Annotated in this window: 24 protein-coding genes and 2 pseudogenes; 17 read left to right on the forward strand and 9 right to left on the reverse strand. The window is 34.4% G+C overall.

What is annotated here, in order from left to right; all coding sequences use genetic code 11:
• Positions 1-4: 4 nt before the first annotated feature.
• The 11 genes and pseudogenes from MHH96_RS11115 to MHH96_RS11165 all read left to right on the forward strand — a co-directional run.
• Positions 5-199: pseudogene (locus MHH96_RS11115) on the forward strand (IS1595 family transposase); the annotation flags it as partial.
• 128 nt (positions 200-327) lie between these two features.
• Positions 328-1,161, forward strand: coding sequence for an alpha/beta fold hydrolase (locus MHH96_RS11120; RefSeq protein ID WP_047942733.1), 834 nt, complete (start codon positions 328-330; stop codon positions 1,159-1,161).
• Positions 1,162-2,009: 848 nt separating this feature from the next.
• On the forward strand, positions 2,010-3,014 hold the full coding sequence (locus MHH96_RS11125) for a DUF3231 family protein (protein WP_144546714.1): 1,005 nt from the start codon (positions 2,010-2,012) through the stop codon (positions 3,012-3,014).
• 391 nt (positions 3,015-3,405) lie between these two features.
• Positions 3,406-4,353 carry a helix-turn-helix transcriptional regulator gene (locus MHH96_RS11130; protein WP_047942729.1) on the forward strand — a complete coding sequence of 316 codons (948 nt, stop codon included), beginning with the start codon at positions 3,406-3,408 and terminating at the stop codon, positions 4,351-4,353.
• A gap of 67 nt (positions 4,354-4,420) precedes the next feature.
• The gene (locus MHH96_RS11135) at positions 4,421-4,960 is read left to right on the forward strand and encodes a DinB family protein (protein WP_047942728.1); all 540 of its coding nucleotides are present in this window, start codon (positions 4,421-4,423) and stop codon (positions 4,958-4,960) included.
• 11 nt (positions 4,961-4,971) lie between these two features.
• Complete coding sequence (locus tag MHH96_RS11140) at positions 4,972-5,115, forward strand: hypothetical protein (RefSeq protein WP_235973255.1); 144 nt, start codon at positions 4,972-4,974, stop codon at positions 5,113-5,115.
• 250 nt (positions 5,116-5,365) lie between these two features.
• Positions 5,366-5,749: a VOC family protein gene (locus tag MHH96_RS11145; RefSeq protein ID WP_047942727.1), complete on the forward strand. Its 384-nt coding sequence runs from the start codon at positions 5,366-5,368 to the stop codon at positions 5,747-5,749.
• A 232-nt stretch (positions 5,750-5,981) separates the two neighbouring features.
• The gene (locus tag MHH96_RS11150; protein WP_412759328.1) at positions 5,982-6,557 is read left to right on the forward strand and encodes a hypothetical protein; all 576 of its coding nucleotides are present in this window, start codon (positions 5,982-5,984) and stop codon (positions 6,555-6,557) included.
• 177 nt (positions 6,558-6,734) lie between these two features.
• Positions 6,735-7,124, forward strand: a complete 390-nt coding sequence (locus MHH96_RS11155; protein WP_047942725.1) for a tautomerase family protein — start codon at positions 6,735-6,737, stop codon at positions 7,122-7,124.
• Positions 7,125-7,377: 253 nt separating this feature from the next.
• The gene (locus tag MHH96_RS11160; RefSeq protein ID WP_144546712.1) at positions 7,378-7,674 is read left to right on the forward strand and encodes a hypothetical protein; all 297 of its coding nucleotides are present in this window, start codon (positions 7,378-7,380) and stop codon (positions 7,672-7,674) included.
• A 288-nt stretch (positions 7,675-7,962) separates the two neighbouring features.
• Complete coding sequence (locus MHH96_RS11165; RefSeq protein WP_047944985.1) at positions 7,963-8,634, forward strand: 5'-methylthioadenosine/S-adenosylhomocysteine nucleosidase family protein; 672 nt, start codon at positions 7,963-7,965, stop codon at positions 8,632-8,634.
• A gap of 198 nt (positions 8,635-8,832) precedes the next feature.
• Here MHH96_RS11165 and MHH96_RS11170 read toward each other — a convergent pair whose 3' ends face one another.
• Entirely contained in the window at positions 8,833-9,840 is a 1,008-nt protein-coding gene (locus MHH96_RS11170; RefSeq protein WP_047945067.1) for a DUF3231 family protein, read from the reverse strand.
• A gap of 633 nt (positions 9,841-10,473) precedes the next feature.
• Between MHH96_RS11170 and MHH96_RS11175 the strand changes: the two genes are divergently transcribed.
• The 6 genes and pseudogenes from MHH96_RS11175 (at position 10,474) to MHH96_RS11200 (ending at position 15,653) form a co-directional block, all read left to right on the forward strand.
• Entirely contained in the window at positions 10,474-10,749 is a 276-nt protein-coding gene (locus MHH96_RS11175; RefSeq protein ID WP_144545349.1) for a hypothetical protein, read from the forward strand.
• Between the two features lie 114 nt (positions 10,750-10,863).
• Positions 10,864-11,319: a GNAT family N-acetyltransferase gene (locus MHH96_RS11180; RefSeq protein ID WP_047945070.1), complete on the forward strand. Its 456-nt coding sequence runs from the start codon at positions 10,864-10,866 to the stop codon at positions 11,317-11,319.
• A gap of 107 nt (positions 11,320-11,426) precedes the next feature.
• Positions 11,427-12,266 (forward strand): annotated as a pseudogene (locus MHH96_RS11185) (tyrosine-type recombinase/integrase).
• A 185-nt stretch (positions 12,267-12,451) separates the two neighbouring features.
• Positions 12,452-12,877, forward strand: a complete 426-nt coding sequence (locus tag MHH96_RS11190) for a cytidine deaminase (protein ID WP_341117307.1) — start codon at positions 12,452-12,454, stop codon at positions 12,875-12,877.
• Positions 12,878-13,166: 289 nt separating this feature from the next.
• Entirely contained in the window at positions 13,167-14,069 is a 903-nt protein-coding gene (locus MHH96_RS11195) for an alpha/beta fold hydrolase (protein ID WP_047945072.1), read from the forward strand.
• 309 nt (positions 14,070-14,378) lie between these two features.
• Positions 14,379-15,653: an IS110 family transposase gene (locus MHH96_RS11200; RefSeq protein WP_047945042.1), complete on the forward strand. Its 1,275-nt coding sequence runs from the start codon at positions 14,379-14,381 to the stop codon at positions 15,651-15,653.
• Between the two features lie 1,542 nt (positions 15,654-17,195).
• Here MHH96_RS11200 and MHH96_RS11205 read toward each other — a convergent pair.
• The 8 genes from MHH96_RS11205 to MHH96_RS11240 all read right to left on the reverse strand — a co-directional run bounded on the left by MHH96_RS11205 (position 17,196) and on the right by MHH96_RS11240 (position 24,406).
• Positions 17,196-17,378, reverse strand: coding sequence for a hypothetical protein (locus MHH96_RS11205; RefSeq protein WP_047945004.1), 183 nt, complete (start codon positions 17,376-17,378; stop codon positions 17,196-17,198).
• The gene (locus tag MHH96_RS11210; RefSeq protein ID WP_053215823.1) at positions 17,371-18,093 is read right to left on the reverse strand and encodes an ATP-binding cassette domain-containing protein; all 723 of its coding nucleotides are present in this window, start codon (positions 18,091-18,093) and stop codon (positions 17,371-17,373) included. The genes MHH96_RS11205 and MHH96_RS11210 overlap by 8 nt, the downstream gene beginning before the upstream one ends.
• Positions 18,094-18,104: 11 nt before the next feature.
• On the reverse strand, positions 18,105-19,889 hold the full coding sequence (locus MHH96_RS11215; protein WP_047945005.1) for a hypothetical protein: 1,785 nt from the start codon (positions 19,887-19,889) through the stop codon (positions 18,105-18,107).
• Positions 19,890-19,959: 70 nt separating this feature from the next.
• The gene (locus MHH96_RS11220; RefSeq protein ID WP_341117310.1) at positions 19,960-20,313 is read right to left on the reverse strand and encodes a PadR family transcriptional regulator; all 354 of its coding nucleotides are present in this window, start codon (positions 20,311-20,313) and stop codon (positions 19,960-19,962) included.
• 378 nt (positions 20,314-20,691) lie between these two features.
• Entirely contained in the window at positions 20,692-21,672 is a 981-nt protein-coding gene (locus tag MHH96_RS11225) for an ABC transporter permease subunit (RefSeq protein WP_144545347.1), read from the reverse strand.
• Positions 21,665-22,579, reverse strand: a complete 915-nt coding sequence (locus MHH96_RS11230) for an ABC transporter ATP-binding protein (RefSeq protein WP_082138465.1) — start codon at positions 22,577-22,579, stop codon at positions 21,665-21,667. Before MHH96_RS11230 ends, MHH96_RS11225 begins: the two co-directional genes overlap by 8 nt.
• A complete protein-coding gene (locus tag MHH96_RS11235; protein WP_047945008.1) occupies positions 22,572-23,366 on the reverse strand; it encodes a GDSL-type esterase/lipase family protein in 795 nt (264 codons plus the stop codon). Before MHH96_RS11235 ends, MHH96_RS11230 begins: the two co-directional genes overlap by 8 nt.
• A gap of 194 nt (positions 23,367-23,560) precedes the next feature.
• A complete protein-coding gene (locus MHH96_RS11240; protein WP_371000152.1) occupies positions 23,561-24,406 on the reverse strand; it encodes a YitT family protein in 846 nt (281 codons plus the stop codon).
• Positions 24,407-24,414 lie beyond the last annotated feature (8 nt).

The following is a 24,414-nucleotide window of genomic DNA, read 5'->3' on the forward strand; positions in this document are numbered from 1 at the left end:
CTACACCAAGGGTCTATATCACATCCAGAACGTCCACAACTACCACCGAAGACTGAAAGGTGAAAGGTTGGATACAGCTTTTTAACGGCGTGGCGACCACGTATCTGAACAACTATCTTGGTGGTTTCAATTGTTAGAGAGCAATCATCATCAGCAAAATGAAGTCACTAAGAACGATATAATAGTAAAAGGGAATTAAATTCCAAATGCAGAAACATATGATAAACTTAGATTATCTAAGTTTACTGTATAAAGGGCTTTTCTTTATTCAACTATGGAGCAGTTTTATTGAAGAAGAAAATAAAGATATGAGAGGAAAAATAAAAATTGAAAAGGTACATAATTAATGACGGGGAAATCAATGTACACATAACAGAATGGGGTAGTGAAAATAAACCTGTAATTTTTTGCTTACACGGATTAGGAAGTACAAGCCTAAGTTTTATTGAAATCGCAGAAGAAATAAAGAATGATTATAGAATTTTTAGTATAGATGCTCCTGGTCACGGTAAAACAGATGGGTTTAATCGTGTAGAAAGGTATGAAATGCCCGCATTAGCAAAATGGTTGGAAAATATTATCGGAATCTTAAAAATTGAAAAGTTTTATTTTTTATCTCATTCTTGGGGAAGTTTTGTTTCTTTATTCTATATACTTAATTATCCTAAGAAAGTGCTGGGGACAATTCTAATTGACGGTGGCTACCAGACTAAAAGAAGAAATTCTACTTCAATAGAAGAAGAAATTGAGTATTACGAAAAGGATTTTGAAGAGTATGTAGGGACTTGGGAAAAGTTTTTGGATGTGGCTGTCTTTGGTGACTCCAGAAGAACTCCACTATTAATGACTGCGGCAAAGGATTTAGCTCTTGTTAAGGATGGAAAGTATTATTGGCACGCAAGGGGAAAAACGGCTGGTAACATTATTAAAGGTATGTACAAAGATGAAGCGGAGGATATCTATGAAAAACTCCCTAATAACTTAAATATCTTATTACTCCGTGCAACCCTTCCTAAGTCACAAGATACGTATAGGGATATAACTTCAGGCATCTTTGCACAAAAAACAGGAGCAACTGTAAATTTAGTACCTAATATTTCTCATATGTTACATTGGGATAATCCAGAAGTTGTCATAAAAGAAATTAGAGAAAGATGGTAGTTAGGTTATTCAACGATTGGGTGCGTTAGTTCAATAAGACAATAAAATAGAAGTTCCATTTTTATGGAACTTCCGTTATTTCTATTAATATCAACATTAAGCTTTAACAGAGGCTTAATTAAAAATCTTTGATTAAAAACACTTTTATTATTGTGCTAAAAGATGCTTTCCTGAATGAAGGAAAGCATCTTTTTATGGTTTTGAAAGCTCGTGGCTATACCGGGATTCCAGAGCTTCTAGCGAGTTAATAAAAAACCTCTTTTCACATGTATTTCCCGACCATTTTCTCTCTTTTTTTATTGTATCGATTATCATTTGAACAGTTTTTGCGCTATCTGCATTATTATATAATCCAACTCGAGATTGAGTTGGTTCTTTCCATTCTAGGCACCTAGTTTCCATCGCTTATTTTAGAGTCTCTTTATTCCAGTTTATTAATTCTGAAAGTCAGTTCACTATATAAAGACGGAGTACTCAAGAAAATGTTGAACAAATTATGCAATTGTTCGTGGTATCCATATAGAGGGGCTTGGAGGAGTAAAGTTATCTTTAAGCATAGACAGTTAGGCAGAGGGCCGAAACCATATTTTTAAAGGGATGGATTTCCATAAACTTTTGTTAACTGTGAGGGTTGTTATCTTTTACATGCGGCAGAAAGAAACGATCTTTAAATCAGTAGATATAATGTTATTATTCAGCTCATTTACATGATTAATGCTTACTATTTGAAAGAAGTGTATAGTTGGCAGAACAGGAATGATGTTATGGCAACTCGATCTCACGGTATATATAGCTTTGAACTGAGCATACTTAAATTAGAAAAAATTTTATTGAAAAGGAGATTTTCAATGGAGCCAAAACATTCAGTAGGCTTATCATCAACTGAAATTGCAGGTTTATGGGGAACTTATATATCTGATAGCTTGTCTATCTGTCTTACAAAGCATTTCTTACATCATTCGAACTACACAGATGTTAACCCTCTAATTCAACTAACTTTAGATATATCTAATAAACATATAGAAGAAATAGAAAGCATATTTAAAAGTGAAGGCTTCCCTATTCCAAAGGGATTTTCAGATGATGATCTTGACCTCACAGCACCACCTTTGTTTTTTGATTTATTTTCAGTAAGCTATATCTATGGTATGAGTCGGATAGGTTTAATGAACTATAGTATTCAGCTTTCTAATGTTGCAAGAGAAGATATTAGAACTTTTTTCTCTAATTGTTTGACTTCTTCATTAGACCTTTATAATAAATCAGTTGATCTGATGCTATCTAAAGGAATATATGATAGACCAACAATGATTCCATATCCTGATTCAGTCGAGTTTGTTACTAAAGAAGGCCTACTGTCTAAATTTATTGAACCAAAACGGCCACTAAATGTACTTGAAATTTCTGAAATGTTTTTTAACATTGAAAGGAACTATTTTGGTTTAATCTTACTCACAGGTTTTATTCAAGTTGTAAAAGATAAAGAGATAAAAAATTATTTAATTAAAGGAAAAGAGTTAGCTAAAAAACAAATACGCTTTCTGAATGATGCCTTAATTAAAGATGATTTAATTGGCACTATCATGATTAATACCGAAGTTTCAACTTCTACTATATCTCCATTTTCGGAAAAGTTAATTATGAACCTTGTAAACACGCTTAATACACAAGGGTTGACCTATATTGGGCATGCATTATCTATCACATCACGAATTGACCTGTCTACTGAATATTTGAAATTGATTCCTGAAATTTTGAAGTTTGGAAAGGATGGGGCTGATATTTTAATGGACAGGGGATGGATGGAGGAACCACCACATGCCCCAAATAGAAAAGAATTAGGGGGATATTAAAACGAGGAGCGTTGTTGATCTCAGTTCAACAACGCTTTTGTGTTAATGTAAGCTGTATCATTTTTCTTTATTGGACTAACGGGGGCATTTAGTACAAAATTTTTTATGATATTATAAGAAATAAATCTGCAAATTGAGGTAAGAGATGATTAATTCTGCTGAAGAATATTTGTTAGATTAAGAATTGGTGAACATGGATGGAAACCCGAGAGTTGCTATGGGGAATTTTTAGTTGGATAGCGAATTTTAGAATCGTTACGAGGCAACAAATCGAAGCATTTAGCGCGTATACATTGCGAAGATGATCCTCTCTTAGAGATCTGCATGCTGCTATTCAACTATGACGGATCATTAATATATTTTGAAAGATAAACTGTGGAGGACAGAAAAAATGAATAAAACTGAGCGGCAGCTTGCAATCACGCTTGAATTACAGCGAAGCAAAACGCTGAGGGCAGAAGACTTAGCTTCTCAATTTGAGACAAGTGTCCGTACGATATATAGGGACATTCAAGCACTAAGTGAGGCTGGGGTTCCGATTTTAGGCGCTCCTGGTCTGGGTTATTCCTTAATGGAAGGATATTTTCTGCCCCCGGTTAGTTTTACAGCAGAAGAGGCAGTATCTCTGCTCATGGGAGCTGATTTTATTGAACAAAGGTTGGATACTGATTACGGTATTTATGCTAAGACTGCTAAAAGAAAAATCGAGGCTACTTTATCGGAATCAGTCCGCAACCAATCAACACTTGTTCGGGAAACCATGCGACTGCTTCATGTAGGTGAACCATCAACTGAAGATAGGGTAAGAACTTATCTTAATCAAGTTCGTGACGCAATATTGAAACAATGCAAAATCAGTTTTGTGTATATCAAAAATATGCCAGGAACGGATGGGAAGCGGAAAAATAAGCGTAAGGTTTCTCCATATGGATTAACACTAGTTCATGGAAATTGGATATTAATCGCACACTGTGATTTGAGACAAGATATACGTCATTTTCGCTTGTCACGGATGACCGAACTTTCTGTGTTGGAGGAACGATTTCTTTTGCCAAATAATTTTGATCTAAGCAGCTATCGGCCACCTGACAATCGAGATGAAAAAATCTTAATCAGGGCAACCACAGAAATTGCCGACAAGATTATAGAGGCAGTTAATTTTTATATTGATACCATTGAGGAGCGGGAGAAGGAGGTTATCTTTCAATTTCGTGTTCGATATCCGGAGGAAATATTGCATTTTTTACTTGGCTTTGGCGGAGATATCGAGGTGATTGAACCGAAATCTTTGCGTCACAAGGTTCGAGAAGTAGCGAGAAAAATTTTAGAACACTACTGACATACACTTGTCAGTAGTGTTTTTTTATACTATGAATATATCAAAATAATGAGGAGTTGCTAGAAGGATGAGTAGTACAAAGGAAGTTTTGAAGTCATTTGAATTTACAGTCGAAAAATATTTGGCAGAACTAAAAAAACTCAATATGGAGAAATTAAATAGAAAGTTGAACGAGGAAGATTGGTCCATTGGACAGATGTATGTACATTTAATTCAATCAGCGTTTATTCATCTGCATAATGCCGAGCAATGTTTAGATGGCAGCGAATCGACATTGAATCCAGCGATGGAAAAAACGGAGCAGGGGAAGGCAGTGTTTAAATTAGAACAATTTCCTGCCGTTCGTATTAAGGTCCCTGCTTCGCCGAATTATACTCCGCAACCACCCGAGAGCATGGAGTATCTGGTAGATGGGCTTCATAGGGTTGTAGAACGGATGAGGAATATGGAGTCAATTTTACATCAATCGGTCGTAAGTAATAAGATGCTTCATCCGGGATTTGGTGCATTAAACGCACAGGAGTGGTTTTTGTTGATTGTAATGCATTACAGACATCATTTCTTACAACTAGATCGGTTGAAAACGAGTTTAGCATTTGAGGAGTAGGGGATTGGGGCATGGCGGATCTAACAAGTCAGAATAGCAGATATTGGATTGGTGTTGAATCCGCTTCTCATAAAAATGTAGCCATAGAAGGCGGGAGTGCAAAGCTGTGTCACGGTATGGCAGCAATCACTTTTGCGTCAAATGTCTGCAGGTGATTGGCTGCTATATTACATTTATTAATATCTAATGTAAGAAGCGGAGCAAAAGAAGGAATCTACAAGTGTACACTAACTGCCGAATGAATATTTTTTATGTAACTATAGGGTCAGGTTTATTGTAGAGAGAACCATTGCTTCTCCCGAAAATTGAGCTGACTTTATTATTCGCTCTTAATAGTATAATATAAACAAATAGTTAATGAGACTAGAGCAACATACATTTCAATATCAAAGGAGGCAAAGAAATATGAAAATCATTGTTACCAGTATATTCGTACAAGATCAAGACAAGGCACTGAAGTTTTATTCAGAAACCTTGGGCTTTGTAAAAAAGCATGACGTTCCAGCAGGAGAATATAGGTGGATAACGCTTGTTTCTCCCGAAGACAAAGAAGGTACCGAGCTTTTGCTCGAACCTAATAACCATCCAGCAGCTAAAGAGTATCAAAAGAAACTGTTTACCGAAGGCATCCCGGTAACAATGTTTGGCGTGGCAGATATTCGTAAAGAGTACGAACGATTACTGGAAAACGGCGTAAAGTTTACAATGGAGCCGACAAAAATGGGCGAAGTAACAATAGCTGTCTTCGACGATACATGCGGCAACCTTATTCAGATAATGCAGGAGTAACTTTATGATAGGATATATTATCCAATAATGTGTTTTTTCTAAACAATTTAACAACAACTTTATGACCCCTGTCTTAATATAGGACAGGGGTATCGCATTTTTTATTGAGGGAGGTTAGTTAAACAAGAAGATAAGGTATCATTGAGTTATATAAATCAATAAAGGAAGTGTACAAGTGTTTTATTTTTCAAAAAAGAAGAAAATACGAGGTTGGAAAAGACATAAAAGAAAAATCGAAAGATGGAAGCAAAATGCAATCAATTTAGATATGGACTACTTAAGGAATTATCAAAGACAATACGAAAAATTATGGATTCATCCTTTTTATAAATTAGAACGGAGAAACCCTCCTAATTGGTATAAAAGCCTTTTACTTGATGCAATGATCGAAGTTTACCTAGAGTGGCATCAAAAAATGAAAAAAGAAGAGGAAGACTTTTATTTGAAACTCTGGCTTTATGACCCTCATTTTATTAATTCACAAATTGTTGTCGCATATAGAAATTGTCTTGATTTTTATGATAAAACCTTCAAAAGAAGGCAAGAAAATAAGGAGTTTCCATTTGATAAATTTCACTCTTTGAGAGACAAGTTAGAACAATTTGAATGGGATTTGCATATAGAGAGTGATTATTACGATGAAAATGACTTAAATGAATGGTTAGAAGAAGGTGCTTTAACCGAAAAAGAAGTATCAAGAATTAAGGGAAAAGCATATGATGCCGTAAGAATTAAAGATGAAGATGGGAGTTTCCTGCAATATAGTCTCGACAAGGGTGATGTTTGGATAGGGACTTTAAAGAGATAAGATAATACACTAGTTCTTTAGCTAACTGTTGCATTGATTCAAGATGGATGAATGAACTTTTATCTATTAAGGTATTAAAGGGTCAGGATAGTTAAAGAAGGATTTTTATAAAGTTTATTGAATATCTTTTAATTAAGTCAGATGAGTTTAGAGTAGATAAGGAAGGATGAATCGAGAATGGCACAAATTAGAGTGTTTGGTCTTAAAGAAAGTTTAAACCCAATTAAAAAACAATTATCTGAGGTAATACATTCTTGTGTTATGGATGCATTTCAGTATCCATCAGAAAAGAGGTTTCATCGCTTCTTTCCTATGGATAAAGATGATTTTTTATTTGCGGACGGAAGAACAGAGAATTATACCATAATTGAAATAAGTATATTTGAAGGTAGGACAGTAGAAAGTAAGAAGAAGTTGATTAATTTACTGTTCAAACGAATTAAAAACGAGTTAAACATAACCTCTCAGGATGTGGAAATCACCATATATGAAACCCCTAAACATAATTGGGGAATTAGGGGATTACCAGGTGATGAACTTACACTAAATTATAAAGTTAATATTTGAAAATAAGGTGGTCAGCTGATTGTTCAACTAACGAGTGCTGAGCACAAGAGGATTCGCTGCGGCGTTCCTTTTTTGTTATGGGGCTAACGGGGCAGTTTAGTGAAAGAAGGATTTACATATTTTTTGGTGAATATTTGAATGAACTTACTAAATTTAACAGAAGATGATGTAATCCATATGGCTAGTAAATCAGATTTATAATGAAAATTTCGCTTTTTAGAAATTATGTAGATATATGCGAAGGAGGATATACATGACTGAAATAAAAACACTTTCAATTCCAAACCCAATAACTGCCCTGCTAAATAACTATGAGATGACTATTGAAAGGTTATATATATTTAATAGGTTACTACCAGAAAGGGATACCAAAGAGAATGATTTATATCAACTAGCTGAAGAGTACTATAAAGTTTTAAAGCATGTTTCTAAAGAGCTATATAAGGATTTTCCAGTGGAGTTATTACCGGTTGGAGAGTTCTTAGAAGAAATGTACGAGAGGTTGGATGACGATGAAATTCAAAAATTAATTAAACCATTCTTAGAATAAATCTTGAGTAGCAAGCCCTAAATAGTGTTTCCCTAAGTTTATTATTTTTGCTCTAGTGGTGTTTTTAACATTTATCAATAAAACCTAATGAAAAATTCTTTAGAAAGATCGTGCTACATTCCTATAATAAATAAGATGCTTCTTTTGTCGCTATAGGGGCAGGTTAGCGGAAGAAGGATATTTACATATTAATAACGAATTAACGATGAACATAAACATAGTAAAGAAGATTCAGACCGTTTATATGAATTCAATAGTGACAATTTAAATTTGTAGGGTGATAAGTCAATGATAGGAATAAGCATTGCAACAAAGTGGGAATATGAAGCGACATTAGAATACTTTAGCATAGAAGATAACGAATGTTTCGGTTATCCTTATGGCGAGTATTTTACAACAACAATAAATGATACTGAACTTGTTTTTTATAGCACAGGTGTAAGAAAAGTAAATGGTGTCGGTGGAAATCAGTATATGATTTCTAAATTTAACTTAACTAAAGTAATCGTTGCTGGAACGTGTGCAGGAATAGATGATAAATTCAGTAATTTGGATATTTTTATACCTGATAAAGCCGTTCAATATGATTGTACAGTAAAAGAAATTGAACCTCTTATTAAACAATCCTTCATAGTCGATATTGATCTATCGAAATACGGAAATGATTTTTATACTGGAACAATTGCCACCGCTGATAAAGCAGTAGTTATGTGGAAGGACTATTTAGAACTAAAAGAAAACAAAATAACAATAGCAGATACAGAAGCGGGTGCTATTGCTTATATTTGTAAGAAGAATGATGTTGAATGCATTATCATTAAAGGAATATCTGATTTCCCAACAGATGAAAGAAACTGTAATAAATTCGAATCAAACATTGAACAAATTAATGTATATTTAGAAAACACACCAAAAGTTATGAACAAAATATTTGGGGAATATCTAAAGAGATTTATTTAAATTGATTTAAAGTCAATAGAAAGATGATGTTGATGGATTAATGCCCGCTTCTGTTGAAATCCTTATTGTAGAAACGTGGCAGGTTAGTGGAATAATGGCTTTCATATATCTAGTACACTCACCATTTCTTAAAGGAGATTTGGAATACTCCTTTGAAAAACAAAAAAGCTACCGTACTTTGGTAGCTTTATTTTTTTTTTAGTCTTGAGCAAGCTTATCTCTATTTAGTGCAACAGGAGGTTTCTCCATCCACTCATTTTTTATCATAAAGGTTTTTATATTTTCTTCATATTGATACACATCTGCAATTATCTTTGCATATGTAGTTTTTAAATCTTTTCGGATACTTACTGCTGCACTATATCCATAACTGGCGATACCATCACGATTAAGTTGGTCTAATAGATAAGATATTAATTTATCTGAAAAAGGAGATGTTTTACCATCCAAAACATTCGTATCCCAAGTCATTGAAATAGGCAAATCATTTTGAACTAAAATATCACCTAATTTGTCTATAATATTTAAAGATAATTCTTTTCCATGTTGCAATAAACTCATTAATTGCTGATTAGATGTAGATTGTATAAATCCAATTAATAAGTTTTTACCAATATAATTCATAAAAACATTTTTGTGTAGCTCATTTGCTTCTCTTGCCGTTAATTCTCGATTATCATTAAAGAAGTTACCCAAAAATCCTTTATCTGCAATTGGGTTTGTTTCATGAGTGGAGGTAATTGAAGGAGGTCTTACAAATACTCCCTTTTCTAATAGAATAGTTGTTGTACGTTCAAATAAATTTGAAACGTTTTTTAATTGTTCATGGAAAAAATTGCGGATATCCTCCCTTACTGAATCGGATAGTGCCATACTTGTTAAGGACATTCCAATTTTAGACATATTATTTAAATAAAATAGTATAAAAACATCCGTATACATCTTAGGGGCATTTGGGTTTAAATCATCTTTAATGTTAAAGCCTTTAGGGATTGGATAGTTTTCACTTCGTAGAACAGATTCAAAAAATTGTACAGCAGATTTAGAAATAGAAACCGCCTCACTACAAAGAGATTTAACTTCTTCTAGTTCTGATGTTAGGGTAAGATACTCCAAAACAACATTTGACATACTATTATTCATGAACTGTTCCCAACAGTGTGCTAACTCACCCGCAGTTAACTTTGCAGCCTTTTTATTATCCATATAATCAATTCCTTTTTAAGATTAATTTTATATTCTATAACAAGTATCTGGTATTTTTTTATCAATTATGTATTATTGCATGGAAAATTAATAATTTTTTGGTTTGTCAAGGGAGATATCATAACTAAGAGGGCTTTTCAAATATTCAGCAATGGGGGACTTTAAAAAAGTTTGTGAAATATTGTACTTAAACTATCGGGAGCGTTAATTCAAGAAGGATTAACGCTATTTTTCGTAGAAGTTATTGTATTAAAGGGGCAGGTTAGTGGAGTAAACTGGTAATTTAGTTGAAATGAAATGGATGGTGATTAAACATTATGACGAAAAAATATACTATATTGGGCAAGGTAATTGCTTGGTTAGGATTTCTATTTTTTATGCTTGGATTCATGTTTAACGAAAGTATAGGTGTGTTGAGAGAAGATATTCCAGAAGATTTCTATCCTTTTTCCTTACCATCAATCATAATAGGGATAATTCTACTCCTTATTTCTAACTTCTTTAAAAAGAAGAACGTTTAGTTGTCTTAATTTATATTCAATTATCGGGTGCGTTAATCCAAGAGGGGTTAATGCCCCTTTTGATGAAAATATTAAGTAATGGGGCAGTCATAAAATAAGGGGATTAGATTATATGAAAAAATTATTTGCAGTTCTATCGGTTAGTTGTTTCTTATTTACACTTATTATGCTTATGCATCTCTCGCAAGGTTGGGAAATTGGCTTTTTTGATTATTTATTTGGAATAAGTTTGTTTACACCTATCCTTATAAATGTTTTTGGTGTCATAAGTGCTTTTTTCAGTGCAAAAGGAACGACACGAAAAACTTTAGTTTTAATAAATTCATTGATGATTATTTGCTTTGGAATTCTTTCTTTCGTCGCTATATACGGATTTCAAGAACCTTAAAAACATCAATGGTTCTTTCACTAACGGGGGCATTAATCCAAGATGGAGGAATGCTTTTTTATCTATTCGGGCACTAACGGGGCAGGAACTATATAAACTAGAGGGAGGATGAGTATGGAGAAGTTTGAGGTAAAGTACATTAACAATCTGTTGAATTTTGATTTGGTTAGCTTAGTAAAACAAAGCAAAGAAGATGGGTTTTGTTTTGTAGAAAGATTATTAAATGAATATCAAAATGGCAATAATACTTTCAACCATCTTGGTGAAGGCTTATTTGGGGTTTTTAATGAAGAAGGTTTACTTGTTGCTATTGGTGGGTTAAATAAAGACCCATTTTCAGGTGCTCAAAATATCGGTAGACTGAGAAGGTTTTATGTCTATAAAGAATATAGGCGAAATGGTATAGGAAGTCTTTTGGTAAAAAGGATAATAGAAGAAGCGAAAAGACATTATAAAATTTTGGTTCTTTATACAGATACCGAACAAGCTGATAGATTTTATTCTTCTATCGGATTTACAAGGGGAAATCTTTATCCAAATTCAAGTCACTTTATGGAGTTTAAAAGTTAATGCGTTATGGGTTAACGGGGGCATTTCTTACATAGAAAATCTTAAAAGAAGTATATTTTATATATTACTAGTTAATAATGTTCCTAAAAAGTTAGGAAGATTCGTAGATGATATTATCTGAAGCTTGGCATTTATATAAAGCCGATAAACAAATTCAAGGTTATTCATCACAGACATTAAAAGCATATAAGGTACAATCCATCCTATTAATAAATAATTTAGGAGATATTCTGCTAGAAGATATTACAAGAGAATCAATAAAATGGTATTTAGGGGAAGTAGCTAGTAAATTGAAAGCATCTAGTTTATGCCATCGAATCCGTTTTATTAAGTCTTTATTTAAATGGGCACAAGAAGAAAAATATATAACTTTTAATCCAGCACAAGCCATTAAAGAACCGAAATTAGAGAGTAAGATTCCAAAATTCTTAACGGAAGAGGAAATAGAGTTATTACGGGAAGCCTGTATAACTACTTTTGAAAAAGCCTTATTTGAGTTTATGTATTCGACTGGGTGTAGAATAGGTGAAATCATGAACTTGGATAAAAGTGCTATTAACTTTTCTGAACAGTCGGTTGTTGTATATGGAAAAGGGAAGAAGGAAAGAGAAGTATATTTTAATACAAGAAGTAGCATTTGGCTAAAGAGATATCTAGAGGAAAGAAAAGATAATGAGTAGGCTTTATTTGTTACTCTCCGTGCCCCACACCGAATGGGTGTTGCACAAATGAGATATGTCATTAAACAGATTTCGTTAAGAGCAAAAATTAGTAAGTGTATACATCCGCACCAATTAAGGCATAGTTATGCAACCACCTTAATTAATAATGGAGCACCATTAGAAGTTATTCAAAACTTGATGGGGCATGAGAAAAGTGAAACAACAAGGATTTACGCTTATCTAAGTGGACAATTAAGACGAGAATTATATAAGAAATATTTCTGAAAGAACTGCAGGGAAAATTGCAGTTCTTTATTTTTTTATCAGAGCCATATTGCAAGAATAAATGTTGTATGTCACAATCAGGTGCAGGATAGTGCAACAAGACATTGTAACAAGGACATTAAAATTCTGAATAATAAATGAAGATAACTAAATGCATAAATTCAACTAATGTAAGAGGAGTCCATATGAAAATATTTAACACAACTAAAGAAGATATAGAATTAGTAGAAGTAGCAACACAGAAGATAACAATGCTTTATGAAGACGATAAACATCATGTGGGAGCTGCCATTCGTACGAAAACAGGGGAGATTATTTCGGCAGTACACATTGAAGCGTATATTGGACGAGTGACGGTTTGTGCGGAAGCTATTGCAATCGGTAGTGCTATATCAAATGGACAAAAGGATTTTGATACAATCGTTGCAGTCAGACATCCCTATTCTGATGAAGTAGATAGACGTATAAAGGTAGTAAGTCCTTGTGGTATGTGTAGGGAGCTGATTTCTGACTATGCACCAGAATGTTTTGTCCTTCTAGAAATAAATGGCGAGTTAATTAAAACTGCAATTAGTGAACTCATCCCACTTAAGTATTCCCGAAATTTTTAAAGATTAAGTTTCGAGTTAAATAAAATGGAGTTATAGTAATGCTTTGCATCTTCAGGAACTATGGAAGCATTCCTTGAAACTAGCCTATGGAAGAAACGGGGCAGGTTAGCGGAAGAAGGATTTTTTCAAATCACATCGAATATAATAAAAAACTTTATTTGGAGGAACTATTATATGAGATACTGTATCAAACCATTTCATTAACCCTTAATTTTTTGTCTATTCGCAAGACCTCCTCCTATATATGAATTTGAGTTTCTATTCATTAAAAGATGAGGAGGAGATATTAATGAAGAATGGGCAATTCATTGAGATTAATGGAAAAAAGCTGTACGTGGAAGTCAACGATACAAACTCTGATAAAGCAATACTATATTTACACGGAGGCCCTGGAGAAAGTTGTTTCGACTTTACTTATCATCAAACAAATAGATTGGGTCAGAACTTTCGATTGATTGCATTTGATCAAAGAGGCGTTTGTAGGTCTGAAGGTATTAGCGAGAATGAACCCTTTGGTCTTGATAATTTAGTCGAAGATTGTGAGGAACTTCGCCGTTGCCTGGGAATTAAGAAATGGTCTATAATAGGGCATTCTTTTGGTGGTTATCTAGCTGTGCTATATGCTTTTCGGTATCCCAACTCCATAGATAAAGTAATCTTTGAAGGACCAACATTTGACTTTAAATATACGGCTAAGGCACTTCTCGAAAAAACAGCCAGTTTATTTAAAAAATATAAGATGTCTGAAAGTCGATATAGGTGTCTAAAACTTTCTAATGACTCCTCCTGTACTACAAAAGAACTTGTAGAAGGCTATATGGAACTTAGTGAATTTCTAGAAGAAAAAAGGATGCATATATATACTCATAACTTTAATAATCCAACTGATACTAGTATGTATTCCGATGAACAGTGGGATATATTCTATGATAAATCCGAAATTCATTTTAACCGACTTAGAGATGAGGGGAAGATATTTGAATCAGCCTTACCATTATTAAAAGATATCAGGTTGCCTTGTCTTTTAATTTTAGGTCAGTATGATGTTGTTACTTGCCCAATTCAAATTGAAACTTATATAAATGATATACAACAAGGTGAAATTTATTTTATAGAAAATTGCGGTCACACTCCTCATTATGAGGCGGCAGATATATTCCGTGATGTGGTAACAGATTTTCTAACAAAATAATTTAAAAGGCTGCATTATTGCAGCCTTCAGACTGTCGACAAACTCCTAATTCGGTAATTAGGAGTTTGTCTTAGTTTATAAATATACATTCTTTTAAATAAGAGTTGATTTCCGTTGCAGGGGTTCGCTTTCCGTGGGGCTCGCGCTGAGCCGCTTCGGCCTAAAGGCCTGCAGGGTCTCAGACTGTCTCGCAGATCCCACAGGAGCATTCCTGTGGGATTAGTTTCTGTGGTATTGCACAAAAAAAGATCCTCCTTTATGATGCTTATATTGAGACCAATCAACACAGCGTCAGAAGGAGAATCTATTATGAATAATACCCGTAATCACCGTTTAAATCAAGTGTCTACTTCCACTTTAATCATTGGAATTGACATTGCTAAAAATACACACTATGCATGTGCGGTGGACGATCGAGGGGTTGAGTTAAGTACCTCTTTTTCTATCCACCAGTCTCATCATGGTTTTCATCAATTTTATCTCAAGCTTCAAAATCTAAAGGCCATTCATCAAAAGGATGATTTATTGATTGGATTCGAGCCTACTGGGCACTATTGGATGAATTTAGCTGCTTTTCTTACCCAAAATGATATTCGTTTTGTCATGGTCAATCCTCTACATGTGAATCGTTCCAAGGAGTTGGATGATAACTTACAAACGAAGAATGATAAGAAGGATGCGAGAGTCATTGCTAAACTAATAACCAATGGATACTTTAGTGATCCTCGTCAAATAGAAGGAATAGAAGCAGAGCTTAGAGAAGGTTCCTCTATTCGGTGGAATCTGAAAAAGGACATTTCGAAAGTGAAAAATCGTATCATTCGCTGGACGGATCGTTACTTTCCTGAATTTAAAGTAGCATTTAAAGATTTAGGGCTGAATGCATGTGCCATATTAAAACATACCCCTTTACCAGTAGACTTAATGGAAAAAGAAATCGAGGAGTTAGTCCTTTTATACTTGGAAAAGGAAAAACTAAAGTATCCAGCAAGACCTAAAATAGCACAACTAAAGAGAGTGGCGGTACAATCTATTGGATTAACAGAAGGCTCCAATATGGCTCGTATAGAAATTTACTCTTTAATTACTCAATACGAACTTCTGACAAAGCAATTAGAACAGGTAAATGAAAGTTTAAAGACACTAGCAGAGCAACAAGCGGAATATCATTATTTATTATCAATCCCTGGCATTGGGGAAACTACCGTTATAGATTTACTAGCAGAAGTGGGTTCTCTCAAGCATTATAAACATCCACGCCAACTTATTAAATTAGCGGGATTAACCTTACGAGAGAACTCTTCTGGAAAGATGATTGGACAAAAGCGAATCTCCAAAAGAGGGAGAAGAAAGCTGCGAGCCCTTCTCTATCGTGCTGTCTTGCCTTTGATTAGAAATAATGAAACCTTTTATGATTTATATCAGTATTATATCTCTAGAAAAGAAAACCCTTTGAAGAAGAAAGAAGCATTAGTCGTTCTATGTAATAAAATGTTAAAAATTTTTCATGGACTTTGTCAGCAAGAAGTACTGTTTGATAAGGAGCGAATGAGACAAGATCTCTCTATCCTCCAACCCAAATAAAAATCTATAAGACGGTTATATTCAAAAAGATGACAGGAAAGCTGGCTTTTAGAGAGACTTACGACTTAGAGTCCATACAGGAGCATGATACCAGCCTCTGCCTTATGATGAGACCAAACGAAGGAATGTAAGCGCGCGACGCTAAGAGACATGGGAGGGTACGTCCTCATAAGAAGAGTAGAGATACCGGATGCATCTAATAGTGTATATTTGTCAATAAATCCCTATTGGCTCTAGCGTCGCGTCCACTTACTTACCAAATATTATAATTAATGGAATAGTTAGTTAAAATATGATTCAAAGAGTTTTCCTAAAAAAATATTGGACTAAAAAAATAACGCTGTAAACGTTGGTATATCAACTTTCCTCGAGGGAGTCTCACCCCTTTCACTCCAATCAATGCATAATAATTCCATTTACATTTCCTAAATTCCTTTTGTCAACAAGCTGAAGGCTGCATTATTGCAGCCTTTTGCCATAATAGTTGATTTATCTTGTGGAACAAACGGGGCAGGTTAGTCAAACAAGCTGATAGTATAAAAGCAAAAACGGAACTTCTCCCAAAATGGGAAGTTCCGTTTTTAGTGTGCCAGGCATGTTCATCAACTAGACGGTGAAAGTCCGTTATGGGCGTTGGGATATGCGAACCATTAGCCGAAAGCAAGGGTGTCCATGTGACTTGGAATCTAAAGGAAGCTCTAGGCAAACCCTCGGTCTGAGGTACACGAATCACATTCGAGGTTTCTGTTCCAGGACGAGTTTGCTAAACAAAACGAAGTCCTAAATATCCCCAGATGGTGCAGGAATAAATGTGCAGATGGATGAGGGGAAAGTGTATGAACTTACCCTGGGAGATCTCTTAGATACCTTAATTTAAGAACTTGCTTAGCGATAAGTAACTGAACTAAGAGAAGTCAGCAGATGTCATAGTACCAATCCTCAGGATTGGGAAGGACGGAATGAAAGGAGCGACCACGTTAGAGCGATTTACGGGGAAACAAAGACACAGCCAACTTATGACTTTATGACAGGAAGAATGTTCGGAAAACAGGATTCATCCATAAAGTGTGGAGTTCACCTCGTGTAACCTTGAGAACATGGGAACAATATGAAATCACAACGGACAATTATTGAACAAATTATGGACGAGGAAAATCTGAACCAAGCTTTTAAGAAGGTTAATAGAAATAAATGAGCAGCAGGAGTCGATGCGAAAGATATTGAAGCTACTCGCCTTTACTTAATAGAAAAAGGAACAGACTTAATTAATCTCATAAAAGAAGGAAAATACAAGCCCCAACCAGTAAGAAGAGTAGAAATCCCAAAACCAAGTGGAGGAAAGAGGCTGAGGAATTGCGAAATAGAAGTTGTAATAGCTGGAAATGAATAGCTTAATACTAATATCTTAAGAATACAAAATAAATTTACAGCATTCCACTCGACCACTATTTGGAGTCCGTGGTGAGGGAAATGCTGGTATATGATTGATTTAATTGGAATTTAGGATAAATAGATAACTTAAAACTAATCTATTCTACTGGGCTATTTTCCCTTCTTATTCTTTAAATTTTTATATTCAACAGTTAAAAATGCCAACACTGCAATAAGAATACAAGTGATAATAGTAGCATCTTTAATATGTCCCATATACAATGAAAAAACTAGTGGAATAACAGCAAATATAGAAAATACTAACGCTCCTATAATGTACAGCTTCTTATTCATAATCTTCCTCCGTTAGTCTTAATGTGGATAAAAAATAATCTTCTAATGTAGAATATTTGTCGGTTACCGAGGTAATTGACATGTTTTCCTCTAGGATTTCACCATTTTTAATCAAGATAAGAGTGTCACAAAAATGCTGAGCCACTTCTAATTGATGTGTAGATAAAAGTACTGCATTTCCTCTATTAGCATAATCTCTTAGTATAGTCTTAATTATCTTCATATTTAATGGGTCAATACCTGATATAAATTCATCTAGCAATAATAAGGATGGTTTACTTAAAAGAGTAGTAAATAAGGCAATCTTTTTTTTGTTTCCTAAAGAAAAATTCTTTATTTTTTTTGGTAATTCATTATCCATATCATATAGAGCAAGGTCTTCATAAGGATTTTTCAGTTTGATTTCAAAAAGACTAATCATCATTTCTATATATTCAAAGCCTGTTAATTCTTCATATAATAAAGGGTAATCAGGTATAAACATAACTGGATGAGATGTCTTATGGAGTGAATCTTTATTTGCTAGAATTAGTATTTCTCCTGAATCTTGTTTTAAAAGACCTGCCCCTATTTTAAGTGTGGTCGTTTTTCCTGCCCCATTCGGTCCTAAAAATGCAACAATTTTATTCTTTGGTAATGAAAAACTAAGATTCTTTAATATCTCTTTTCCTTCAATTATTTTATTTACGTTTTTAACCTCTAAAATATTTTCCAATTTATCCCCTCCTATAAAGAAAAATCATCTAAACTCTTATAGTTTATTAATTTAGATTTTATAAGCGCAATAATAGATCCTAAAAGTATAAAAAATAAGGCTATAGTTCCAAAAACATTTACTATTAGATATTGAGAGATACTTATGTAATCTGACATTAACAACGCTGCTGGTAACATTAAACACGGAATAAATACACCAACTGTTAAGTACTTTATAGAGTTCCGTATAGTTTTTTGATCTGGATAATCTTCAAGTTGTTCAAGATTCAAAAAGTTATAATGCGGACATATAACTGATGGTAAAAATAAAACAGTGCTTAATAGCAAATAAAATAGCATATGATTGATAACGATAATGATCGCAATCTTGCTGGGAATTCGATTAATAATCATAAAAACAATGTCACACACAATAAATAACGGCAGTGTAGTGATTAAAAATAGTCGAATCTTGTATAGAAATATAGACCAAACATTATTTTTGGAGATCAGATGTAATATGATACGATTTCCAATACTATCTAAAGAGTACATTCCGTTTAAATTCGAGAACATTGTAGACACATAAAAATATACAAAAAAGTAGAAATAAAAGGATAAAATAAGATGATACATCTTATCTGCTGGCTCAAATATTTGGATGAAACTAGTGTATATCCCAACCTGAATCCAGAAAGAGAAAGGTCCAAAAATTATCGGAAATCTATTAAAAAAATAGTCTGTGCGTAAATCGCTTTTAATTAAAAATGTAATATATGGTTTTGTTTTTATCATTCCACTTAAAGAGATAATCCACTTTTCATAAAAAGAAAGTGAGTAATTTTTATTAGAAGGTTTAGAGTTATCAAAGGCTAAAAAAACTGATAGTCCGCCTGCAATAAGAATTAATAAACAAAAAATGAGTAAATCATGAAACTCTAGGTCTCCAATTGCGTAATTTGCTAAAATGCTATTTGGCAAAATGTGAAAAGAAATCACATATTCTAGCGGTCCAAATAACTGTCCTAGAGATGTGATGCCAAGTTGCATCCATTCATAATATTCTTCAATCTCTATATTATTTGATGTTAATGGAAAGTCTTTAATCCAAGGCATTAATGATTTGCTCAACTCTAATGCTGTAACTAATAGAAATGATCTTATAAGAATACTTGTAACAATTCGAAATAAAGAATTTACTCTCTTTTTTTGTAAGTTTATATATCGGTTATGAAAAATGGAGCTCATTATTCCAAGTAGCAGGAAACACAAAAATGCAATTAAAGATATGAGGATTATCTTTATTGGTTTTAGACTTAACAAATGCCCAATTGATAGCATAATCGGCACATAGGTTATTAGGAAATTTCGCGAATCCCATATTAAAGTTTCCAAATAAATATAAATATTTGATTTTTGCGCACTAATCTTTAGATTAATAATTAACCAATCTCTATCAATAGACTGCAGCTGCCATTTAGAAGACGCAATACCGGCAACAATAGCATGTATGAATATGATAAAGAATAGTATTGACCATAGCAGATGATAATCTTCCCTTAGGGTAAAGAGGAAGCGCATAGCTAGAGTTGAAATGATACTGGATGGTTGCTCATTTATAATTAATCGTTCATTTAGGATAGTTGATTTAAAAAGGAAGTAACTTCCTCCTAAAAGGGTAAAAAAGTTAATGAAACTCCATATAACAATCCAAATCCATTTATTGTTCACCTGTTTATTTTTAAAAAAGAGAATATGGTTTATTTGATTTTCCCATCTGATTTTTAATTTCCATTTGATCCAATTGAGTAACAATATTTTCCCGCCTTTTACTGTGCTCTAAAAAAATGATTGTTCATAATCAGCTCTTTAATAAGTTATTTCATTAATTTGTATCATTATGGATCACACTACTTTTTCTTTTTAATAATAAATTACTAAACGAAACTGCAACTACTCTCCACTCTTTTGCGATGCTTTCAAATTCATTTTTACCATTGTCTGTTAAATAATAGTACTTTCTGTTATGCCCTGATGCAGCTGTCATTGTCTCACTGCGAATAAATCCGTTTTTCTGTAATCTGAGTAGTACTGGATATATGGTTCCTTTACTTATCTTAGGCAATCCAGCTTTTAGTAACTTTTTTGATAATTCATATCCATAGACTGGCTGTTCTTCTATAATGCCCAATATGCAGCCATCTAGGATTCCTTTTAACAATTGAGTTCTAATGGACAAACTCTATAACCTCCTCTACTAAATTGCATTGCAAGTTAGTTATTCTAATGACAGCTACCTTGCATAGCAAAGTAGCTGTCATAATTATAGAATAATTTCTTTGTGCTTTCAACCAAAAAAAGAATTTTTTATGATTTAGATTAAATTTGTATGAATAAAAGAATAAATATGACAGGAAAATTGTTAAAACCAGGAAAAGAGTGTATATTACCTCACACTCTTTTTGTATTAAATATTCCGATTCCTCTTCTTCGACCGTGAAGTATTGGACTTAAACTAACGTGGGCGTTAGTCAAACAAGCTGAAAGTATATAAGCAAAAACGGAACGTCTCCCAAAATGGGAAGTTCCGTTTTTATGCGTATAACAACATTAAACTTTAGTAAACATCCCTTCTCGTAAAGACAAGGAAGGAGATAATAATCCCGGCAAGTCCCCAAATAGATAGTACCATTAGGGAAAATGGCAGGGACATGCCTTCTATTGGCGGTATATTCCCTTGGAGATAATCTGTTAGACGCAAGTTTACCATGAAAAAGTATTTGGCTGATTCCCATGAAGAAGCGATCGAACTAATGATAGTACCAGAAATCAAGAATGCGAGCATAGCGCCCATTCCTGCAGCTGTACTTTTAATAAGGACAGAGAACATAAAGGAAAGTGTCCCTACGACAACAGACACAAACCAGCCGAGTCCAAAAATCATGAGAATGTATTGCCATTGCGGGACTAAATGAACATTGGCAGTATTTAATTCACCAGCCTCCACGGTAAACCCAGTTAGCATTGGTGCGGTCCACCCTGTATATCCAAAGAATAATCCGGAAATGAGATAAGAAAATAGCCCGAACATAAGTAAGATAAAGGAAACCGAGAGAATAAGCGTAATATATTTGCTTAAAAGGATTTTCCAACGCCGTACCGGTCTTGTCAGCAACAGCTTAATGGTCCCTAAACTTTTTTCCGAAGAAACCATATCAGCTGAAATAATCATTACCATTAACGGTAGCAGCAGCTGGATGGAATTATCGAGAAACACGCGCAAAAAGGTGGGAGCACCTGGATCTTGCGGGTTGATGTTATGGTCGAGATAATACTGACTTTGGTCGATGCGAACTTTTAACTGGGAGCGGAATTCTTCGGAAATCCCGCTTGAACCGATTCTGTTTTGCATATCGACAATTGATTGCTGCAGGGTGACGCGCCAGTCTGTATCGCCAATTCTTTTTTTGACATTTTCCATTTCACGATGCTGTGCATAGGTAAACATCATGATCATTATTCCGATGATAATCGTCACAACCAATAAGCGTTTACTTTTCACGAGCTTTAGCATTTCATTATAGATGAGTTTATTCACCGACAGAATCACCTCCTGTTAGCTCTAAGAATAGATGCTCAAGCGAAGGGATTTGCCGATTCATTTCTTTTATAGCGACATTGGCTTCCATCAATGAACGACTCCACTTAGAAACTTCTTCTTCTATATAGGGGGTAATCACCCTTTCTTCCTGGACTGTGACAGATGGAGCAAGTTTATTCAAGATTTCTATTCCCTTTTCTAACGGGGTAAATCGCCAAATTAATTTTTCCTTTTGCGTCAGTAAAGTACGTACTGATTCAGTATGGATGATTTTACCGTCTAAAATAATGGATACACGATCACATAAGAGCTGAATCTCACTTAATAAATGGCTGGAGACTAATACACTTAGACCTTCTTCTTTTGCCAGAAAACGAATGAACTGCCTCATTTCTCTTATCCCAGAAGGGTCTAATCCATTGGTTGGTTCATCTAGTATCAAAACTTTCGGCCTGCTTAATAATGCCTGTCCAATTCCAAGACGCTGGCGCATTCCTAGGGAATAAGTTTTTACTTTGTCATGAATACGCTCCGTTAATCCTACTAACTCTACAACTTCTGTTATTCGCTTATCATCTGCATTTGTCAGCATTCGTGCGAAGTATTTTAAGTTTTCCCATCCGGTCAAATAAGGATAAAGCTCTGGATTTTCTACAATACAGCCTAAACGCTCCATTGCTTTGGAAAAATCCTTTTTGACATCATAGCCGCAAATGGATATTTGACCAGAGGTAGGTTTGATTAATCCAACAAGCATCCGGATGGTTGTTGTTTTCCCAGCACCATTTGGTCCGAGAAAACCGAATACTTCTCCGCTTTTTAATTCAAAGCTAATGCCTTTAATAATAGCCCGCTTTCCGATTTTTTTCGTTAAATGCGAAACTGATAACGTAATGTCACTCATTGTCATTTACCTCCCAGGAAATAAGGGATGCTACCCGTTCAGCCATAAGCTGATAGCCCTTTTTATTTGGATGGAAATGGTCAGAATATAAATATTGCTGAACATTCTGCTGGAAAATATCATAGGTTGGAACAAAAATAGTTTGCGGATAATTAGCACATATTTCAGCAGTCGCATTATTCCAAGTGCGGACTACTTGGGAAGTTAAAGCACTATTGTCTAAATCATTAAAAGGATTATATAAGCCCATTAAATAGATGGTGGCGTCTTTATTAATGGATCGAATTGATGAAAGTACCGCCTGCAATTGCTCGGAATAAGCTTTCATTAATTTACTTATAGAATCTTCATTGAGTTCAGATAAAGATTCTCCCCCTTGAAAAAGATCGTTCCCGCCAATGGTTATAAAGAGAAGGTCAGCATGAGTTATTTGTCTTTGTACTTCGTCTTCTTTTACTTGTTCGGCCAATTTATCAGTCGTTAATCCTTTGATCCCATAGTTGGTAATGGTGATTTCTTCCTCTGTTTTTTCTTCTAAGGCATCAGAAAGATAACCAACATAACCCTTACCCGTATCATCACCGGTTCCACGGGTAAGGGAATCACCTAGAGCTAAAAGACGTATGCCATCTTTCTCCATTTCTTTTATTTTCTCTTCACTAGCTATTTTAGCGCTGCTTTCAGGCTGATTGTTATAGTCGATTAATACCCAGCTTAAGCCAATTAGCCAAAGTAAACAAACAATGCTTGATCCGATTAAAATCGATAATGTTATGTTTTTCCGCAAATCATAACCTCCTATCAAATGAAATTTTTCACAAAAAAGACGAGAAATAAACCTAGGAATGGTTTTGATTTTCTATTTTCCTGACTAAGTATGGAGTTATTTGGAAGGTTCCAAAGTTCCCATCGAAGGAAGATTGCGTAGAAAGAGGGTGCCTAAAAAATGCTTAGCTTTTTAGGCAATAACAAAGAGTAATATTAATGAATATCTTTTTTCTTGAACCTGCCTCCGCGAACTTCCGAGATGTTGGCAACGGCAAGAAAGGCAGCAGGGTCCAACTCTTCGATAATTGTTTTAAGTTTTGCTTCTTCGAGACGGTTAATGACACAAAAAATTACTTTTTTCGTGTCACCAGTATAGGCACCTTCGCCCTTTAGATATGTAACGCCACGCCCAAGCCTTGCCAATATCGTTTCTCCGATGATTTCTGAATGATCGCTAATAATCCAGACCGATTTTGATTCATCTAGACCAGCTATAACAATATCAATGACTTTAAAAGCGATAAAATAGGCAATTAATGAATACATAGCCCGATTCCATGAGAAAACAAATCCAGCACTAATAAAGATGAAGACGTTAAAAAACATAATGATTTCGCCAACAGAAAAGGGGCTTTTTTTACTGAAAAGGAGAGCTAATACCTCTGTTCCATCAAGGGAGCCGCCGAAACGGAGGACAATTCCCACGCCAATGCCGAGGATAATACCGCCAAATACCGTTGCGAGAAGTAAATCCGATGTAAATACAGGTACATCATGTAATAATATCGTAGTAAGAGAAAGGACTGTGATGCCTAGCATAGTGGAAAGAGTAAAAGTCTTGCCAATTTGCTTGTAGCCGATGTAGAAGAAGGGAATATTGAGTAAAAAGATAAAATAGCCTAATTTCGCGCCAGATAAATGGGAGAGAATGATAGAAATTCCGACAATTCCTCCATCTAATATTTTATTAGGAACAAGAAATTCCTCGATTCCTATTCCCATTAAAATACTGCCGATAATAATGAAAAATATCCTCTTTGCTAAAACTCTTTTCGGCATAATCCTAT

The organism is Niallia sp. FSL K6-0212 (assembly GCF_038007605.1).
In the GTDB taxonomy this organism is placed as follows: Bacteria; Bacillota; Bacilli; order Bacillales; family Cytobacillaceae; genus Niallia; species Niallia circulans.

Bases quoted from the DNA above. Each gene is read 5' to 3' on its own strand.
- MHH96_RS11190 (WP_341117307.1), top strand. From the start codon at position 12,452: ATGAAAATATTTAACACAACTAAAGAAGATATAGAATTAGTAGAAGTA.
- MHH96_RS11195 (WP_047945072.1), top strand. From the start codon at position 13,167: ATGAAGAATGGGCAATTCATTGAGATTAATGGAAAAAAGCTGTACGTG.
- MHH96_RS11135 (WP_047942728.1), top strand. From the start codon at position 4,421: ATGAGTAGTACAAAGGAAGTTTTGAAGTCATTTGAATTTACAGTCGAA.
- MHH96_RS11125 (WP_144546714.1), top strand. From the start codon at position 2,010: ATGGAGCCAAAACATTCAGTAGGCTTATCATCAACTGAAATTGCAGGT.
- MHH96_RS11145 (WP_047942727.1), top strand. From the start codon at position 5,366: ATGAAAATCATTGTTACCAGTATATTCGTACAAGATCAAGACAAGGCA.
- MHH96_RS11170 (WP_047945067.1), bottom strand. From the start codon at position 9,840: ATGGATAATAAAAAGGCTGCAAAGTTAACTGCGGGTGAGTTAGCACAC.
- MHH96_RS11205 (WP_047945004.1), bottom strand. From the start codon at position 17,378: ATGAATAAGAAGCTGTACATTATAGGAGCGTTAGTATTTTCTATATTT.
- MHH96_RS11165 (WP_047944985.1), top strand. From the start codon at position 7,963: ATGATAGGAATAAGCATTGCAACAAAGTGGGAATATGAAGCGACATTA.
- MHH96_RS11180 (WP_047945070.1), top strand. From the start codon at position 10,864: ATGGAGAAGTTTGAGGTAAAGTACATTAACAATCTGTTGAATTTTGAT.
- MHH96_RS11240 (WP_371000152.1), bottom strand. From the start codon at position 24,406: ATGCCGAAAAGAGTTTTAGCAAAGAGGATATTTTTCATTATTATCGGC.
- MHH96_RS11200 (WP_047945042.1), top strand. From the start codon at position 14,379: ATGAATAATACCCGTAATCACCGTTTAAATCAAGTGTCTACTTCCACT.
- MHH96_RS11175 (WP_144545349.1), top strand. From the start codon at position 10,474: ATGAAAAAATTATTTGCAGTTCTATCGGTTAGTTGTTTCTTATTTACA.
- MHH96_RS11155 (WP_047942725.1), top strand. From the start codon at position 6,735: ATGGCACAAATTAGAGTGTTTGGTCTTAAAGAAAGTTTAAACCCAATT.
- MHH96_RS11140 (WP_235973255.1), top strand. From the start codon at position 4,972: ATGGCGGATCTAACAAGTCAGAATAGCAGATATTGGATTGGTGTTGAA.
- MHH96_RS11160 (WP_144546712.1), top strand. From the start codon at position 7,378: ATGACTGAAATAAAAACACTTTCAATTCCAAACCCAATAACTGCCCTG.
- MHH96_RS11230 (WP_082138465.1), bottom strand. From the start codon at position 22,579: ATGAGTGACATTACGTTATCAGTTTCGCATTTAACGAAAAAAATCGGA.
- MHH96_RS11130 (WP_047942729.1), top strand. From the start codon at position 3,406: ATGAATAAAACTGAGCGGCAGCTTGCAATCACGCTTGAATTACAGCGA.